The 14,328-nt window shown below is 68.2% G+C and carries 13 protein-coding genes; 7 read left to right on the top strand and 6 right to left on the bottom strand.

What is annotated here, in order from left to right:
• Positions 1–43: 43 nt before the first annotated feature.
• Together VFZ09_RS11935 and fni are read right to left on the bottom strand one after the other, a co-directional pair.
• Complete coding sequence (locus tag VFZ09_RS11935) at positions 44–1,372, bottom strand: hydroxymethylglutaryl-CoA reductase, degradative (protein WP_329727653.1); 1,329 nt, start codon at positions 1,370–1,372, stop codon at positions 44–46.
• 46 nt (positions 1,373–1,418) lie between these two features.
• Positions 1,419–2,477 carry a type 2 isopentenyl-diphosphate Delta-isomerase gene (fni, locus tag VFZ09_RS11930; protein ID WP_329727652.1) on the bottom strand — a complete coding sequence of 353 codons (1,059 nt, stop codon included), beginning with the start codon at positions 2,475–2,477 and terminating at the stop codon, positions 1,419–1,421.
• Positions 2,478–2,656: 179 nt separating this feature from the next.
• On the opposite strand from fni, the gene VFZ09_RS11925 reads away from it, so the two are divergent.
• Positions 2,657–3,067: a hypothetical protein gene (locus VFZ09_RS11925; RefSeq protein WP_329727651.1), complete on the top strand. Its 411-nt coding sequence runs from the start codon at positions 2,657–2,659 to the stop codon at positions 3,065–3,067.
• Between the two features lie 95 nt (positions 3,068–3,162).
• The gene (locus VFZ09_RS11920; RefSeq protein ID WP_414640694.1) at positions 3,163–4,119 is read left to right on the top strand and encodes a zinc metalloprotease HtpX; all 957 of its coding nucleotides are present in this window, start codon (positions 3,163–3,165) and stop codon (positions 4,117–4,119) included.
• A gap of 16 nt (positions 4,120–4,135) precedes the next feature.
• Here the strand turns inward: VFZ09_RS11920 and VFZ09_RS11915 are convergent, their stop codons facing one another.
• A complete protein-coding gene (locus VFZ09_RS11915; RefSeq protein ID WP_329727650.1) occupies positions 4,136–5,020 on the bottom strand; it encodes a 2-oxo acid dehydrogenase subunit E2 in 885 nt (294 codons plus the stop codon).
• Positions 5,021–5,299: 279 nt separating this feature from the next.
• Here VFZ09_RS11915 and VFZ09_RS11910 point away from each other — a divergent pair, with 279 nt between their 5' ends.
• Complete coding sequence (locus tag VFZ09_RS11910) at positions 5,300–6,358, top strand: cell envelope biogenesis protein TolA (protein ID WP_329727770.1); 1,059 nt, start codon at positions 5,300–5,302, stop codon at positions 6,356–6,358.
• A 97-nt stretch (positions 6,359–6,455) separates the two neighbouring features.
• On the opposite strand, the gene VFZ09_RS11905 is transcribed toward VFZ09_RS11910, so the two are convergent.
• Together VFZ09_RS11905 and VFZ09_RS11900 are read right to left on the bottom strand one after the other, a co-directional pair.
• Positions 6,456–7,286 carry a hypothetical protein gene (locus VFZ09_RS11905; protein WP_329727649.1) on the bottom strand — a complete coding sequence of 277 codons (831 nt, stop codon included), beginning with the start codon at positions 7,284–7,286 and terminating at the stop codon, positions 6,456–6,458.
• A gap of 493 nt (positions 7,287–7,779) precedes the next feature.
• Positions 7,780–8,304, bottom strand: a complete 525-nt coding sequence (locus VFZ09_RS11900) for a DUF6484 domain-containing protein (RefSeq protein WP_329727648.1) — start codon at positions 8,302–8,304, stop codon at positions 7,780–7,782.
• 201 nt (positions 8,305–8,505) lie between these two features.
• Between VFZ09_RS11900 and VFZ09_RS11895 the strand changes: the two genes are divergently transcribed.
• Genes VFZ09_RS11895 through VFZ09_RS11880 form a run of 4 tightly spaced genes read left to right on the top strand, consistent with a single transcriptional unit; the run spans position 8,506 to position 12,461 of the window.
• Entirely contained in the window at positions 8,506–9,516 is a 1,011-nt protein-coding gene (locus tag VFZ09_RS11895; RefSeq protein ID WP_329727647.1) for a DUF2169 domain-containing protein, read from the top strand.
• Complete coding sequence (locus tag VFZ09_RS11890) at positions 9,513–10,562, top strand: hypothetical protein (RefSeq protein ID WP_329727646.1); 1,050 nt, start codon at positions 9,513–9,515, stop codon at positions 10,560–10,562. Before VFZ09_RS11895 ends, VFZ09_RS11890 begins: the two co-directional genes overlap by 4 nt.
• 13 nt (positions 10,563–10,575) lie before the next feature.
• Positions 10,576–11,724 carry a PAAR-like domain-containing protein gene (locus VFZ09_RS11885; protein ID WP_329727645.1) on the top strand — a complete coding sequence of 383 codons (1,149 nt, stop codon included), beginning with the start codon at positions 10,576–10,578 and terminating at the stop codon, positions 11,722–11,724.
• Positions 11,706–12,461: an SMI1/KNR4 family protein gene (locus VFZ09_RS11880; RefSeq protein ID WP_329727644.1), complete on the top strand. Its 756-nt coding sequence runs from the start codon at positions 11,706–11,708 to the stop codon at positions 12,459–12,461. Before VFZ09_RS11885 ends, VFZ09_RS11880 begins: the two co-directional genes overlap by 19 nt.
• Before the next feature lie 252 nt (positions 12,462–12,713).
• Here the strand turns inward: VFZ09_RS11880 and VFZ09_RS11875 are convergent, their stop codons facing one another.
• The gene (locus VFZ09_RS11875) at positions 12,714–14,315 is read right to left on the bottom strand and encodes a kelch repeat-containing protein (protein WP_329727643.1); all 1,602 of its coding nucleotides are present in this window, start codon (positions 14,313–14,315) and stop codon (positions 12,714–12,716) included.
• Positions 14,316–14,328: the final 13 nt, after the last annotated feature.

Genomic DNA, 14,328 nt, shown 5'->3' with positions numbered 1-14,328 from the left:
GGAACCCCTCGCCCCGGCCCTCTCCCGGTGGGAGAGGATGTTGTCACCCGTCGGTGCCGGTGGCAGCGCGGAAGTCCGACTCCGACAGTGATTCGATGATCTCCCGGGCCTTCTCCACCTTCACGTGGCCCGCCGTCACCAGCAGCTCGGCGATCTTCTCCACCCAGTCACCGCGCGCGCCCGCCGTCACCGCCACGCACCGCGCGTGCATCGCCATGTGGCCCTTCTGGATGCCCACCGAGCCCAGCGCGCGCACCGCCGCGAAGTTCTGCGCCAGTCCCACCGCCGCGAAGACCATGGACAGCTCGCGCGCCGACTCCACGCGGAGGATCCTCATGGCCACCTGCACGCCCGGGTGGATCTTGATGGGACCGCCCACCAGGCCCAGCGCCATGGGCAGCTCGATGCGGCCAATCAGGTGCCCGTCCTCCACGTGCCACGTCGACAGCGGCCGGTACTGCCCATCCCGGCAGGCGAAGGCATGCGCACCCGCCTCGATGGCGCGCCAGTCCTGGCCCGCGGCGATGGCCGCCGAGTCGATGCCATTCATGATGCCCTTGTTGTGCGTGGCCGCCCGGTAGGGATCCGCCAGCGCGAACCGGCTCGCCTGGTAGATGCCCTCGGCGATGCTCTCTCCCGGCATGTCGAAGTCCGCCAGCAGCGCCACGGGAATCCGGCACGTGGCGCGCGCCAGCCGGCGATCCGCCAGGTTGGAGAGGATGCGCAGGAACACCTTGCCGCCCGTGAGCTGCTCGAGCAGCGGGGCCACGCCCTCGGCCATGGTGTTGATGAGGTTGGCCCCCATGGCCTCCTGCGTGTCGATGATCAGGTGGACCACGAGCAGCGGCTCACCGCGCGGACCCTCGGGGGCCGGCAGCACGCGCACCTCGATGTCCTTGCAGCCACCGCCCCGCTTCACCATGGACGGGTGGAAGCTGTTGGCCAGCGCGAGGATGGCCTCCTTGGCGGCCATGATGCGCTTGGTGGCCTCGGTGGGGTCCCCGTAGCGGGTGAGCTGCACCTGGCCGATCATGATCGGATCATCGGCCTCGGCGGTGAAGCCACCCGCCTCGCGGACGATCTTCGAGGCGAACGACACCGCCGCCACCACGGACGGCTCCTCCACCGCCATGGGCACCAGGTAGTCGCGGCCGTTGATCTGCAGGTTCAACCCCAGACCCAGCGGCAGCGAGAACGTGCCCACGGCGTTCTCGATCATCTTGTTCGCAAGGCCCGGCTGCAGCGCGCTGATGCCCTGGAGCTGCGCCAGGTCCATCTCGTCCAGGCCCAGCATCTGGGAGAGCTTCTCGTGGCGCTCGACCATCGACAGCTTGTGGAAGCCAGACAACCGGGACGTCAGCGATTCGGACATTCGTTTCTCCACGACGGAAGGCAATTCGGAGCCGCGGGAATAATCCCTACAGTGCCGCGAGCCAGTCCTTCAACTCCCCCACGATGATACGGGGCTTCTGGCGCAGCTCCGCGCAGGTGCGGCTGCCGGTGAGCACGAGCGCCTGTCTCAAGCTGGTGAGGATGGTGGCGAGTGCCTGCTCGGCCGCTGGCAGTCCGCCCTGCTGCTGCGCGCGGAAGAGGGGCAGGGCCATGCCGCCCACGTCCGCGCCCAGGGTGAGCACCTTGGCCACGTCCAGGCCCGTGCGCAGTCCGCCCGAGGCCACCAGGCGGGCGTCCGGGCCCACGGCCCTGCGCACGGTGGCGATGGCCGCCGCCGTGGGGATGCCCCAGCTGGAGAACTCGGCGCCCACCTGGGCCTGCACGCCCGAGGCGCGCAGCTGCTCCACCCGCACCCACGAGGTGCCGCCCAGCCCGGAGACATCCAGGTTGCGCACGCCCAGCTCCACCAGCCGGCGCGCCACCTCGGGGCCGATGCCGCACCCCGTCTCCTTCACCAGCAGGCGCGCGCCGAAGACGCGCACCAGCCCCTCCACCACCTTGTAGCCGCCGCGGAAGTCCCGGTCGCCCTCGGGCTGGGTGAGCTCCTGGCCGGCGTTGAGGTGCAGCGCCATGCCGTCCGCGCCAATGGCCTCGGCCAGCCGCCGCACCCCGTCCACGCCCAGCCCCACCGCCTGGTACAGGCCGATGTTGCCCAGCACGGGAATCGTGGGCGCCACCTGCCGCACCTGGAACGTCGCTCCCAGCTGGGGGTTCTCCGCCATGGCGCGCTGACTGCCCACGCCAAAGGCCAGCCCGTGCCGCTCGGCCAGCAGCGCCATGTCCCGGTTCACCGCCCCGGCCCGCTCCGTGCCACCGGTCATGCCGGTGATCAGCAGCGGGTAGCGCAGCTTCTTGCCGAGGAACTCCGTGGAGAGATCCACCTCGTCCACGGAGAGCTCCGGCATCGCGCAGTGCACCAGCCGGACGCACTCCAACAGCGTGCTGTTCTGTGCCGGCTCGACGTCTCCGGTCGCGCACAGGTCGAGGTGATCGTCCTTGCGCTTCGCCGTCGACTCCTCACCCATGACGTCTCGCCTGCCCTGTGTAGGAACCATGTGCCTGGAAATTTACAAAAACGCGGAGAGTGTCCGATATCCCCGATTCCCTAGCAAGTAGGGCAAGCAGGCGCAAGCCACGGCTGTTCAACGGGAGCGGACGGGGAGTGCGGGTGGACGGGTGGGAGGGTGGACGGTATGAGGGCCGCGTGAGTACTCCCGCGCCCAAGGTGGTCGTCTTCCTGCACAGCGGCGATTACGACCGCGTGCACCAGGGGCTGGCCATCGCGGCGGCGGCGGTGGCGTCGGGCCGGAAGGCGGAGGTGTACCTCTTCTGGTGGGCACTGGAGCGCTTCCTCGAGGGCCGGCTGGATGACCCGGACTTCGAGCCACCGCGCGAGGACGTGGCGGACCGCTTCGAGACGCGCCGCATCCCGACGCTGCGCCAGCTGCTGGAGCACGTGCGCGAGTCCGGGCTGGGCACGGTGCAGGGCTGCACGGGCTCTCTGGGCGCGCTGGGGGCCGAGCACCTGGCGGACAAGGGGCCGATCGACGGCTGGGTCGGCTGGAGCGCCATCCTGCAGAGGACCGCGGGCGTCGTGGACCGCTTCTACCTCTGACGAGCGCCGGGGGTTCCGGGTGCGTTTGACGCGCCCCGCCGCCTGCTTAGGTTGATCCAGAACCCGAGAGGGGAAAGGAAAGGCAAGGCAACGTCATGAGTGCTGGCGGGAGGTATGGCTCGTCGATGCCCCAGGGGGGCGTGCGCGGGAGCGGCTGGGGACACCGGCTGGGCAACGCGCTGAAGACGACGGTGCTGCTGGCGGGACTCACGGCGCTGATGTTGTTCGTCGGCGAGCGCCTGGGCGGCCCGCAGGGGCTCGTCGTGGCGGGCTTCTTCGTCGTGGTGATGAACTTCGGCTCGTACTGGTTCAGCGATCGGATCGCCCTGGCGATGCACGGGGCGCAGCCGCTGGAGTACGCGGAGGCGCCGTGGCTGCACCAGATGGTGGAGCGGCTGGCGGCCCGGGCGGGGATGCCCAAGCCGAAGCTGTACCTGCTGCCCACCCGGACGCCCAACGCGTTCGCCACGGGCCGCAACCCGGAGCACGCCGCGGTGGCGGTGACGGCCGGCATCCTGGACATCCTGGATCAGCGGGAGCTCGAGGGCGTGCTGGCGCACGAGCTGGCGCACGTGAAGAACCGCGACACGCTGATTGGCACGGTGGCGGCCACGCTGGCGGGCGTCATCAGCTACGCGGCGCAGATGCTCTTCTGGTTCGGCGGCTCGCTGCTCAGCCGCGATGACGACGAGGAGGGGCTGGGGCACGCGCTGGGCAACCTGGGCGTGCTGCTGGTGGCGCCCATCGCCGCCACGCTGCTGCAGCTGGCGGTGAGCCGCTCGCGCGAGTACGGCGCGGACGCGACGGGGGCGGAGCTGTGTGGGGATCCGGATGCGCTGGCCAATGCGCTGCTGAAGCTGGAGCGCGGCGCGGAGCTGATGCCCTATGACCGGGCGCCGGCCACCTCGCACCTGTTCATCGTGAACCCGCTGTCCGGCGGCGCCATCATGGGCCTGTTCTCCACCCACCCGCCCATCCCCGAGCGGGTGCGGCGCCTGCGCGAGATGGGGGCCAGCATGGGCTCCCGCGCCTGGCGCAACGCCTGGGCGTAGCGGGAACCCGGGGGGACTACCCCGCGGCGGACACCGGCGGCTTGACGTCCGCCGGCACCGCGGGGGCCACCTCGTCGAGCTTGTCGAAGTGCTCGAAGGGGTTCTCCAGCATCTCGCGGAACGTGTTGGCGAGGATGCTGGCGTGGAAGCCGTCGATGAAGCGGTGATCGAACGAGGCATTCACGTTCATCAGCTTGCCGGGCACCACCTTGCCGTTCTCCACCACGGGGGCGTCCTTGATGGCGCCCGGGGCGATGAAGATGGGCACGCGCGTGTAGGGCACCAGCGGCACGTACGCCGTGTCCAGCCCCAGCGAGCCCACGTTGGTGATGATGGCCGAGCCGAACGCGTCCCGGGGCATGCCCGCCCACGTCATGTCCCAGTTCAGCGTGTACATGAAGAAGGAGATGAGCCAGGTGAAGAAGTTGAGGAAGGCGTAGGGCAGCGCGTGGATGGTGCCCTTGCTCTTCTCCAGCGCCTCGTCCCTGCGCTGGCGGACCTTCTGCACGGCGGCCTCGAGCTCGGCGGAGATCTCCCGGAGGGACTTCTGCTCGGCGTCGTCGATCTTCGCCGAGGTCAGGTCCACCTTGCCGCCGTCCGTCTGCACCACGAGGGTGGAGATGGTGATGCGCTTGCGCAGGTAGATGCGGTTGAAGCGGAGGATGGCGTTGGCGTCCGGGCAGCGGCGCAGCGCCTCGGCCATGGCCTTGGCCAGCAGGTGGGTGACGGTGAGCCGGATGCCCGTCTTCACACGGAAGGCCTCGATGTAGGCCAGGGCCTTGTCCATGCGCAGCGTCATCGTCCCGTAGACGGTCGGGTCGTACGCCGTCTTCCAGCTGCCGATGGCCAGCTTGCGGAAGCTGGAAACGTTCTCCTTGGGGATGAGCTCCAGGTGAGCCATGACGCGGGGTTCCTCCAGGACGGTGCGCGAGCCCCCACCTTTACGTTTTTCCCGGTCCCGGAGAAAGCCCCCCTACCCTGCGCGCCACCGTACGGGCTTTCCGGCACCCCGGCACCCTGGCCCCTAACTTGAGCAGCGGGTCCCCACCTCGCAGGAGGGAGCGGGCGGGGTGGGGCCTGTCCTGACGGCCGGAGGGCGGGCAACGAGACCTATTGACGTGCCGCCGCCGGACGCTAGGCTGCGCCGCTTTTTGCATCATCCCCGGAGGTCACCCCCGTGTTGGAAGTTCTGCTCGTCGTCGTGTCGGTGCTCTTCCTCGCCACGCTCGCCTACGTGTTCTTCGGCCAGAAGTCGGCCGCGGCGCTCCCCTCGTCGTCCTCGCCCACGGCGCGGGCCGAGCTGGAGTCGGACAGCAAGGCGCGCGCGAAGCTGGAGGCGGAGCTGGATCGCAGGCGCAAGGAGATGGATGAACAGCGTGCGCAGCTGCAGGAGGTGAAGGAGCAGCTCAAGCAGGCCAAGCGCAAGCTCTACGAGCAGAAGGAGGGGGAGAAGGGCGAGAAGGATCTGGCCAAGGCCCGCGCCGAGGTGGAGCGCAGCGCGTCCCTGCAGCTGGAGGTGGTCCGGGGCGAGCTGGCCCAGGCCGAGGCGGAGATCGCCCGCCTGAAGTCCGAGGTGGAGATGGGCGGCAAGGGAGGCCGCCGTGGCGGCGCTCCGGCGCCCGCTGCCGCTCCGGCGGTGACGGCCCCGGCGCAGGCGCAGCAGCTGTCGGCCCCGGCGCAGCCGGAGGAGCGGGTGGTGAACACGAGCACGACGGTGGTGCCCGCCGCCGCCGCCGAGCCCGCCGCGGAGAAGGCCCAGCGCCGTTACCGGGACCTGAACGACGCCGACCGCGAGAAGATGGAGCGGCTGGAGCAGACGGCGAACAAGGAGCGCAGCCGGGCGGCCGATCTGGAGCGCGAGCTGAAGCGCGTGAAGGGCCGGGCGGACTCGCAGCAGCGCATCTTCGCGGCCAGCAAGAACGAGCTGGAGCTGGTGAAGGACAAGTACAAGGCGCTGGAGAAGCGCCTGAACCGCACGCTGCTGGAGCGGGATCTGCTGCGCCGGGCGATCAAGGACCTGGAGAAGAAGACGGGCATGCTGGCCGAGCGCACGGAGCTGACGCCGGACGAGATGGCGGCGAGCGACCGGAAGGTGGAGGAGGCCGCGCAGGCCCGTGCCACGGCGGAGGCGGCGCAGCAGCAGGCGGTGGCGGCGGCGAGCGAGCCGGCGGCGTCGGGCGAGCAGCCGGCGAAGACCGAGCCTCAGCAGGACGAGAAGGCCCAGACGCCCACCGCGTAACGACGCTCCCGAGGCACGCCGCCTCCCACTGGGAGGCGTAGCGTGCCTGGGTTCTGCACCTGGGCGCAGGCGACGCCATTGCCCTCGGCCCTGGGCCTCAGCCGCCCAAAATACGCGGGAAGGCAGAGGCCGACAGACGTCCGCGCATCTCCCGGGCCTGCGCCAGCCCGGCGTGCTGTCGCTGAGTGAAGGCCCGCGTCTGGAGTTGGCACGCCCCCTGGCTCCGCAGGAAGAGCTCCAGCGCGAGCATGTGCCGTCGCCGCATGGGGCCTCGCTCCAGCTCATCCAGCAGCCCATCCAGACTGAACGCGCGTCCGCGCAGGTAGCGGGTACCGCGGGCGAAGTCCTTCCGGGCTTCCTTCCACCACGCGGCCACCGCCTCTCTTGCTGGCACCGGGAGCGCATCCTCCGGCTGAGGCTCCAGCTCCCGTGAGAGGTCCTCCTCCAGCGGGGGCAGCGGCTCTTCTTCCTCCTCCCCCCCTACGAAGGTGCCCTCCAGCTTCAGCCCGGTGATGGCGCTGAAGGACTCGCCCGCCAGTGCCGCCACGGGTCCAGGCCCCATGAACTCCAGACATGCCTCGGCAGCCTCCACCCGGCCACTGAAGCCCAGGGCCCAGAGGGAGTCCTCGCGCATCGCCTCCACCCCAGTGCACGCCAGCAGCCGCACCAGGTCACGCTCGTCTCCCCCGAGCGCCAGCAACACCAGCGACGTCCGGTCCACCCTCGTGCGTGAATCCACCACCTTGCGGCATGCATCCCAGGCGGCGTTTATTCCAGACATCATCCCCGCCGTGATGACGGCTTCCCGCACGCCAGGACGGGCGTCCACCAGCAACCGGGGCAGTTCGCGCGAGGCCACGTCCCGGGGCAAGGACGGCATTGCGCGAAGCACGGCCACCACTACCCGGGCGTCCGGGGAGCCGAGCACCTCCACTTCGATACCGCGAGGGAGCTGTCCCCTGGCGGCGAGGACCTTTGGCGGCGAGGACCTTGAGCGCCCAGGCTTGAAGCAGGGGCTCCTGCGCCTTCAACAATGGCAGCAGGGCCTCGCCCACCTCCGGCCGTCCGTTCAGTTCCAGCGCCCGCCGGAGGGCGGCGAGCGGCCCTTCGGGAGCGGCGGCCCGCACCTGCTTCACCAGTTCCGCCAGTTCCATGCGCACGGGTTCGGCCAGCAGCGCCCAGAGCGCGGCGGAGATGCGCGGCGGGTCCTCCGAGTCCAGCGCGGGCAACAGCAGTTCCCTGGCCACGGGCTCGCCGCCCACCACCAGTCCGTCCAGGTGCGCCAGAAGCCGCTCATCCAGCGTGGCCGCGTCCTCCAAGTTGTAATCCGGCGCCACCAGGGCGCGCTCCCACTGCACCCAGAGGAAGCTCGCCTCGTCCAGGTGCTCCTCGTAGATGTCCATCAGCAGGGAGGCCATGGGTCAGTTCACCTGCACCGCGCCACCCTTGATGCGGTGAGTGCCCGAGGCGTGGCTCTCGAGCTGGATGCCCTTGATGACGACCCGGCCATTGCGCCGCAGGGTGATACTGGCCTGGCCACACCTCAGGACGATCTCATCCTGGCCCTCAATGACGACCCGTTTGCCATCGACATGGGCCTCCATGGGTTGTTCCTCGGTGGGAGCAGGCTGCGCGAGCACCGCGTCCAGTAACGGCGTGGGACTGGGTGTCTGCTCCAGCCCCACCACCAGCGGCATCAAGGGGTCTCCATTTTCGACGAGCAATACCGCGCGCTGACGGGTAGCAATGGCATCCTGTAGCGTCTCGGGCTCCAGCGGAACTGTCCGCCGGGCGGCCAACGGGCGGCCCGCGCTGTTTCCCTCGAAATCCACCAGCACCCATCCCGCCTCGTCCATCCCAACAATCCACCCCAGCCTGCTTCCCCAGATGGGCTCGCGCATTCCGTCGTCCGACCCTGCTCCCAACGAATTCATGGGCATCTTCATCCGGTACATCCTCCGATTGTGGTGGAGCCCAGCCCTCACCTCGTCTGGTTGGAACCAGCCCAACAGGCGGGACGCCTTCTCCAGCAGGCCCTACCATCCGCCATCTGAGCAACTGGAACGCTGGGAGCCCACACCTACAACGTTTGACACATTCGTCTGAATTTACCTAACGTCGCTGCTCCGGTGTGGGGTGTTGAATCAATGTGGGCACTGAAGAATCGCACAGCTTACGCTGCGGAGCGGAACTGGACGCGCGACAAGGACGGGGTCCACTGGTGGCTCGTCGCGGTCAAGGCAACGTTCGACATCGCTCCCGGGGGACGGCTCATGCTAGCGGACGAGCAACTGCCCCCGGTGCTGGCGCCAGAGTATTTCGGCGAACCAGGCCGGTCGAGCTTGCGCTACGACTCGGATCTTCTCGCGGCGAAGCCGGGCACGGACGTGTTGGTCATCGCGCACGCGCACGCCCCTCATGACAAGCCCGCTCCGACAGTGCCAGTCTCTCTGCATGTCGAACGGCTCCACAAGGAACTGCTCGTCCATGGGGATCGCCTCTACGACCGGGGGTTGCTCAGCGTGACGGTGACCCGGCCGCAGCCGTTCACCAGACGCCCCATCCGATACGAGTTCGCGTTCGGTGGCGGCGATCTGACCGACCCCGCTCCCCAGAAGCATCGCATCGACGAGCGGAACCCGATCGGGCGCGGCTTCGCACGGCGGGCAGCTCACGTCGTTGGGCAAGTGGCCCACGCGATAGAGTATCCACGTGGCGAGCCAGCGGAGATGGGTCCGGCGGGGTTCGGCCCGATCGATTCCTCATGGATGCCGCGGCGCAAGCTCGCGGGGACATATGACGCACGGTGGGAGCAATCGAAGAAGCCCTTGCTGCCTGATGACTTCCATCCCTCCTTCGCGTTGAGTGCCCCCACGGACCAGCGGACCGAGAAGCCCCTTGTCGGCGGAGAGCGTGTCGAGCTCCTGAACATGACCCCCGACGGTGTCCTGCGCTTCGAGCTCCCGCGTATTTCGCTTGGCTTCACCACACGCATCGGCACGCGGCGCGAGCAGCACGGCCCGCGCGTGGTGACGGTGCTCGTGGAGCCCGAGGAGAGGCGCCTCTGCCTAGTGTGGCAGAGCGTGCTGCGAGTTCCCGCCCCTGAGGCAGACTATCTCGACGAAACGGAGATCGTCGAACGAAGGAGCACGACGTGAACGCCCAGGTCGATCTGGTAGCCGTCGGCGCGCGAACCCCGGTCGGGCTCACCGCCGAGAGCAGCGCGGCGGCCGTGCGCGCTGGCATCACGCGGTACGCCGAGTATCCCTTCATCGACCCTCGCGGCGAGCCGGTCGTGGTCGCCGCCGACGGGCTGCTCGCGCCCAGACTCGAGGGACGAGACCGTCTGGTGCCCATGGCCCAGAGTGTTCTCGAGGAGATTGAAGCCAAGATCGATCAGAGGATCCTTTACGGAGGCAGGCTCCGTGTGTTGCTCGCACTGCCAGAAACCCGCCCGGGGTTCTCCGAGAACGACGCGGCCTGGGTGACGGACTCCCTGGCCGTGCACTTGCGAGCGAAGACGTCCAACACGCACGTCGAGATTGCCGGACGCGGGCACGCCGGGGCAATCCGGGCGGTCGAGCAGGTGAGGCGGGAGTGCTCCGAGAGCCATGACGAGCTGTTCCTGGTCGTTGGCGTGGATAGCTATCACCACGCGGACACGTTCGCATGGTTGGAGCGCGACCGCCGGTTCGCACAGCCGGGTATTCGCAACGGGTTCACCCCTGGAGAGGGAGCTGGATGTCTCGCACTGCTCAGCGCGGGACTGCGCCGTCGCTTGCGCCTCCCCCAACTGGCTGTCGTACGAGGGGCGAGCACCGCACAGGAGCGACTCCTGCGTGACAGTGACACGGGCTCGTTCGGCGCCGCAATGACCCAGGCCGTCGAGGGCGCCATCGCCAGGCTCGACCGTCCCCGCGAGAGCGTCGATGTTGTGTACACGGATATCAACGGTGAGCGTTACCGCAGCGAGGAGTGGGGTTTCACCGCGTTGCGTGCGCCGTCGGTTTGGAAGACACCTGGGTACAAGGCTCCGAGCGACTGCTGGGGTGACGTGGGCGCCGCGTCTGGGGCGCTCGGAAGCATCCTGGCGGTCCAAGCGTTCGCACGGGGCTATGCGCGGGGCCCGCGGGCGCTGGTGATGGCCGGTTCCGATGGCGGACTGAGAGGGGCCATGCTCCTGCAAGCTCCGCAGGCATCATGAGGAGACAATCCGAATGTCGAAAGTCACTGTGAATACGCCGAAGACCCCGGTGACCGAGGGGAGCAACGGAGTCGCCGCGGCGACGGTCCCCAACGTGTGCAAGATGCCGGGGCCTCCGGCGCCGTTTGTCCCCACCCCGCTGCCCAACATCGGCAAGAGCGGAACAGACCCGAAAAACTACTCCAAGAGTGTCACCATCGAAGGAAAGAAGGTGGCGATCAGGGGCGCCACCTTCGGTTCCATGGGTGACGTGGCCAGCAAGGGAACAGGCGGAGGAATCGTCTCCTCGAACGTGGAAGGGCCCACGAGCTTCGTGGGTCCCGGGTCCATCGACGTGAAGATCGAGGGGAAGAACGTCCAGTTGCTCGGCGACCCGATGCTCAACAACTGTGGACCGAGCGGGAGTCCAGCCAACGCAGCGACGATGATGGGCGTGCTCCAAGCGACCGGGTTCGTCACAGCCGTCACTGGAAAGGACGCTTGCCCCCTGTGCGGCAAGCAACATGACGCACTGGAAGAGACGGAAAAGACGAAGGTCGGCGCTTCAGAATTGGCATCGAAGCTCGACACGATGGTGGGAGCCAAGAAGGGGCGCCGCCTGGTGACGATGCTGGGTGTGGTCCAGTGCAAGTGTGGACAAAAGTATGCAGACCAGTCGGCCGTGACGCTCCTGGAGGTCTGCGATGTCATCAAGCACCTCGGGTGGCACGCACCTACAGGTTCTCTATCAATCGATGCCAGAGATGAAGACGACAAGACCTACACCGCCACGCGAGAACGGGTTCACTCACACCTTCTAAAACGCCTCGGAGAAACGAACGTGAATCCGATATGGGACAGAGCCGATCGCCGAGCCAAAAAGAGTGACCGCGACCGAACAGGACCCGCCGCCTATCCGCCGGGAACATGTGCTGCCCAAAAAACGCTCTTGCTCGCTCTGGATGGGGGCGCCTACCCAGGTGGCCTCACAGAACAGTTCTTCCACAGCAAGGGCAAGCCGACCGGGGCGCCGATCCAGTTCTTCGATGAGAGCCAAGGGCAGGTGGTTGTCAGAACGTTTGAACACGGCACGACCGTCCCACCGTGTAGGACCTGCGAGCTCATCATTCCGTTGATGCTTTGCCCTGGAGACAAGGAGGAGAAGTGCCAGCACAAGGACTAGAACTTGAGATGGAGGAGTTACTCCTGAGAAGCGTACCCGGGCTCGCCGAGCAGTGGAAGGGCAGCACGCCAGACGAGATCGCGCAGATCGAGCGGCTTGCAGGCCGCCCCTTGCCTCCATTCTATAATTGGTTTCTGACCCGCATGGGCCAGAGCATGGGCCCTCTGGCCTATCCGAGCCTGGACTTCTCAGCCCAGCGCGTGCTCGCCTGTTATGCCGAGAAGCTGGTCGTGCCTCATCCCCGATTCCTGCTCATCGCACATGAGTCCGACGAGATGATGCCTCTGCATGTCTTCTACGATCTCGACGCGCCGGCTCGATCGGATGCGAGAGTAACCAAGCGGCATGCGCGAGGCGGTGAGCTTCATGACCAATTCGAGACTTTGCGCGAGATGTTGGCGTGGGGTGCATTCTTGAGCTTTCGACTTGGCAAGATGCCGCAGCAGTGCGAGGGCATTTTCGCCAGCGACGAACCCGACGTTCTCTCTCGCCTCGACCCGTTGATGAGCAGTTTTGGGTTCACGAAGCCGATTCCCACCGGGCCCTTCTGCGGACTGTATGAACGCTCCGATGCGGCAATGATTTGCAATAGCACCCTGAGGGAAAAACCCGCGGGCATCCAGACCTTCACGCTCGGGGGGGAAAACGCGGGAACGCTCAGGAAGCTCCTGGGTGAAATCGCAACGACGTCCTCGCTGAAGGTCGAAGTCGACGAGTGGACTCCGGCGCTTGAGTGACATGCCAGGGCCGGTGAGTGTCAACGAAGCCCAAGGGCGAGCTGAAAGAGAGGTGAAGAGGACTTGTCAGCCCACGAGAGCGCGCCGCGAAGCACGGTTCGGGGCCGGATTGTCGGCCTCCGAGGCGATTGCTGGGTCCTCCATCCACCTCACCCATCGGGTGCGTGGTGACCCCGTGCCGAAACCACCGCTGAGGCGGAAGATCCGGCCTCTGAGCGCCGTAGGCGGGATGCTTCGTGAATCAAGGTGGGGTCAGTCCAGCGGAGCCGGCATGTAGATGACCAGGTCGTCCAGCGTGGTGCGCTGGGTGCCGGTGTCCTCCACGCCGCCCGCGATGAGCACCGAGCCATCCCGCAGCACCGTGCACGAGTGCTGGTGACGCGGACGGTCTAGGGGCTTCAACCCGAGCAGAGCCGGAGCGGCGCCGTCCTTCCCGGGAACGAGCATCTCCGCGTGCGAGTCGCTCACGAACGCCCCCGCGTCGTACCGCAACCCCCCGAAGGTCAGCACGCGGCCATCCGGGAGCGTCACCGCGCACAGCCCGCTCCGGGCGAACACCTGGGGACCCGGGGACACCTGCGTCGCCGCGCCCGGGGAGAGGACCTCCGAGGAGGCCAGGAAGCGCGCGTCCTCCCCTCCACCCGGCGAGGCATTCCCTCCCACGTACAGCAGCCGCTCCGGCCCGCCGAACGGCACGAGCGCCGCATCGCGCCGGGGCTCGCGCAACCGCGCGCCCTCGCCCACCGGGACGAAGGAGCCAGCCTGGAAGGAGAAGAACAGCACCTCGGGCCGCAGCGACGTCCCGTCCGAGCCGCCCACCACCGCGATGTTCCGGCCATCCCGCACCGGCATCACCGACATGCCCACGCGAGGCACCGGCGTGCTCACGGGGAGCACCTGGCCCGTGGAGGGATCATACCCCTCGGCCTCGGCCACCACCTCGCCGCCGGCCCCCACTCCGCCGACGAACAGCACCCGTCCGCCCGAGTCCACCGCCGCCGCGTGATGGCTGCGCGCCGCCTTCAACTCCACCTCGGTGGACGTGTTCGAGACCAGGTCCAGCACCTGGGCGCTCCGCAGGGGCAACGAGCCCTCCACCGACTCCACCTGACCGCCCGCCAGCAGCACCTTGTCGCCCGGCAGCAACGTCGCGGTGTGGAACGCACGCGGCGCCCACAGAGGCGCGCTCTCAACCACCGCCTCCACCAGGCCTGACAGCGACCCGACCTGCGGCCTATAGGGCCCTGGAGGGGCTGGCAGCGGAGTGAAGATCTCCACCTGGGACACCGAGGTGTCGCGGCCGTCCGGGCTGGACTGGAAGCCTCCGGCCAGCAGCACCCGGCCGTCCTCCAGCAGCGTCGCGGTGTGCGCCGCACGAGGCTGAGCGAGCGAGAGTGACGCGCACTCGCCATCCTCGACGCCCTGCCGCCCATACCGCACGTACTCATCCACCCGACGGACGGCGACGTGGACGCCCGGGAAGCCCTCCCCGGCCTGCCGCGCCTGGACCTGGAAGGGCGCTGAGCGTCCCAGGGCCACCACACGGCCCCCCGAGCGAGGCAGATCCGTATAGCCACGCACCTCCAGGACACGACCCTTCCCAAGGGGGACGGGGGGCAGCAGCGGCTGACGCCGCCTGAGATACTCGGACACGTCGTCCCCCTCCCTCAGGACGTAGCGCTCCACGGGCTCGTAGCGCTCCACGGGCTCCATGTCCTCGCCGGTCACGCGCAAGCGCAGGTAGCGGACGCCCTCCAGGGCCGGAGTGCCGCTACACGTCCTGAGGTGGTTGATCTCCACCGCGTAGATCTCCTCCTTCGGCCCGCAGGCACTCAGGAGACCCAGCGCCACCATCCAGGCCTTCCCA

The sequence above is a fragment of the Archangium sp. genome, from assembly GCF_036277355.1.
Classification (GTDB): Bacteria; Myxococcota; Myxococcia; order Myxococcales; family Myxococcaceae; genus Archangium.
Note: the sequence above shows the minus strand (reverse complement) of the source record. Positions and strands in the feature narration are given on the sequence as shown.

Bases quoted from the DNA above. Each gene is read 5' to 3' on its own strand.
- VFZ09_RS11915 (WP_329727650.1), bottom strand. From the start codon at position 5,020: ATGGCTCACCTGGAGCTCATCCCCAAGGAGAACGTTTCCAGCTTCCGC.
- VFZ09_RS11920 (WP_414640694.1), top strand. From the start codon at position 3,163: ATGAGTGCTGGCGGGAGGTATGGCTCGTCGATGCCCCAGGGGGGCGTG.
- VFZ09_RS11895 (WP_329727647.1), top strand. From the start codon at position 8,506: ATGTGGGCACTGAAGAATCGCACAGCTTACGCTGCGGAGCGGAACTGG.
- VFZ09_RS11900 (WP_329727648.1), bottom strand. From the start codon at position 8,304: ATGAAGATGCCCATGAATTCGTTGGGAGCAGGGTCGGACGACGGAATG.
- VFZ09_RS11875 (WP_329727643.1), bottom strand. From the start codon at position 14,315: ATGGTGGCGCTGGGTCTCCTGAGTGCCTGCGGGCCGAAGGAGGAGATC.
- fni (WP_329727652.1), bottom strand. From the start codon at position 2,477: ATGGGTGAGGAGTCGACGGCGAAGCGCAAGGACGATCACCTCGACCTG.
- VFZ09_RS11935 (WP_329727653.1), bottom strand. From the start codon at position 1,372: ATGTCCGAATCGCTGACGTCCCGGTTGTCTGGCTTCCACAAGCTGTCG.
- VFZ09_RS11885 (WP_329727645.1), top strand. From the start codon at position 10,576: ATGTCGAAAGTCACTGTGAATACGCCGAAGACCCCGGTGACCGAGGGG.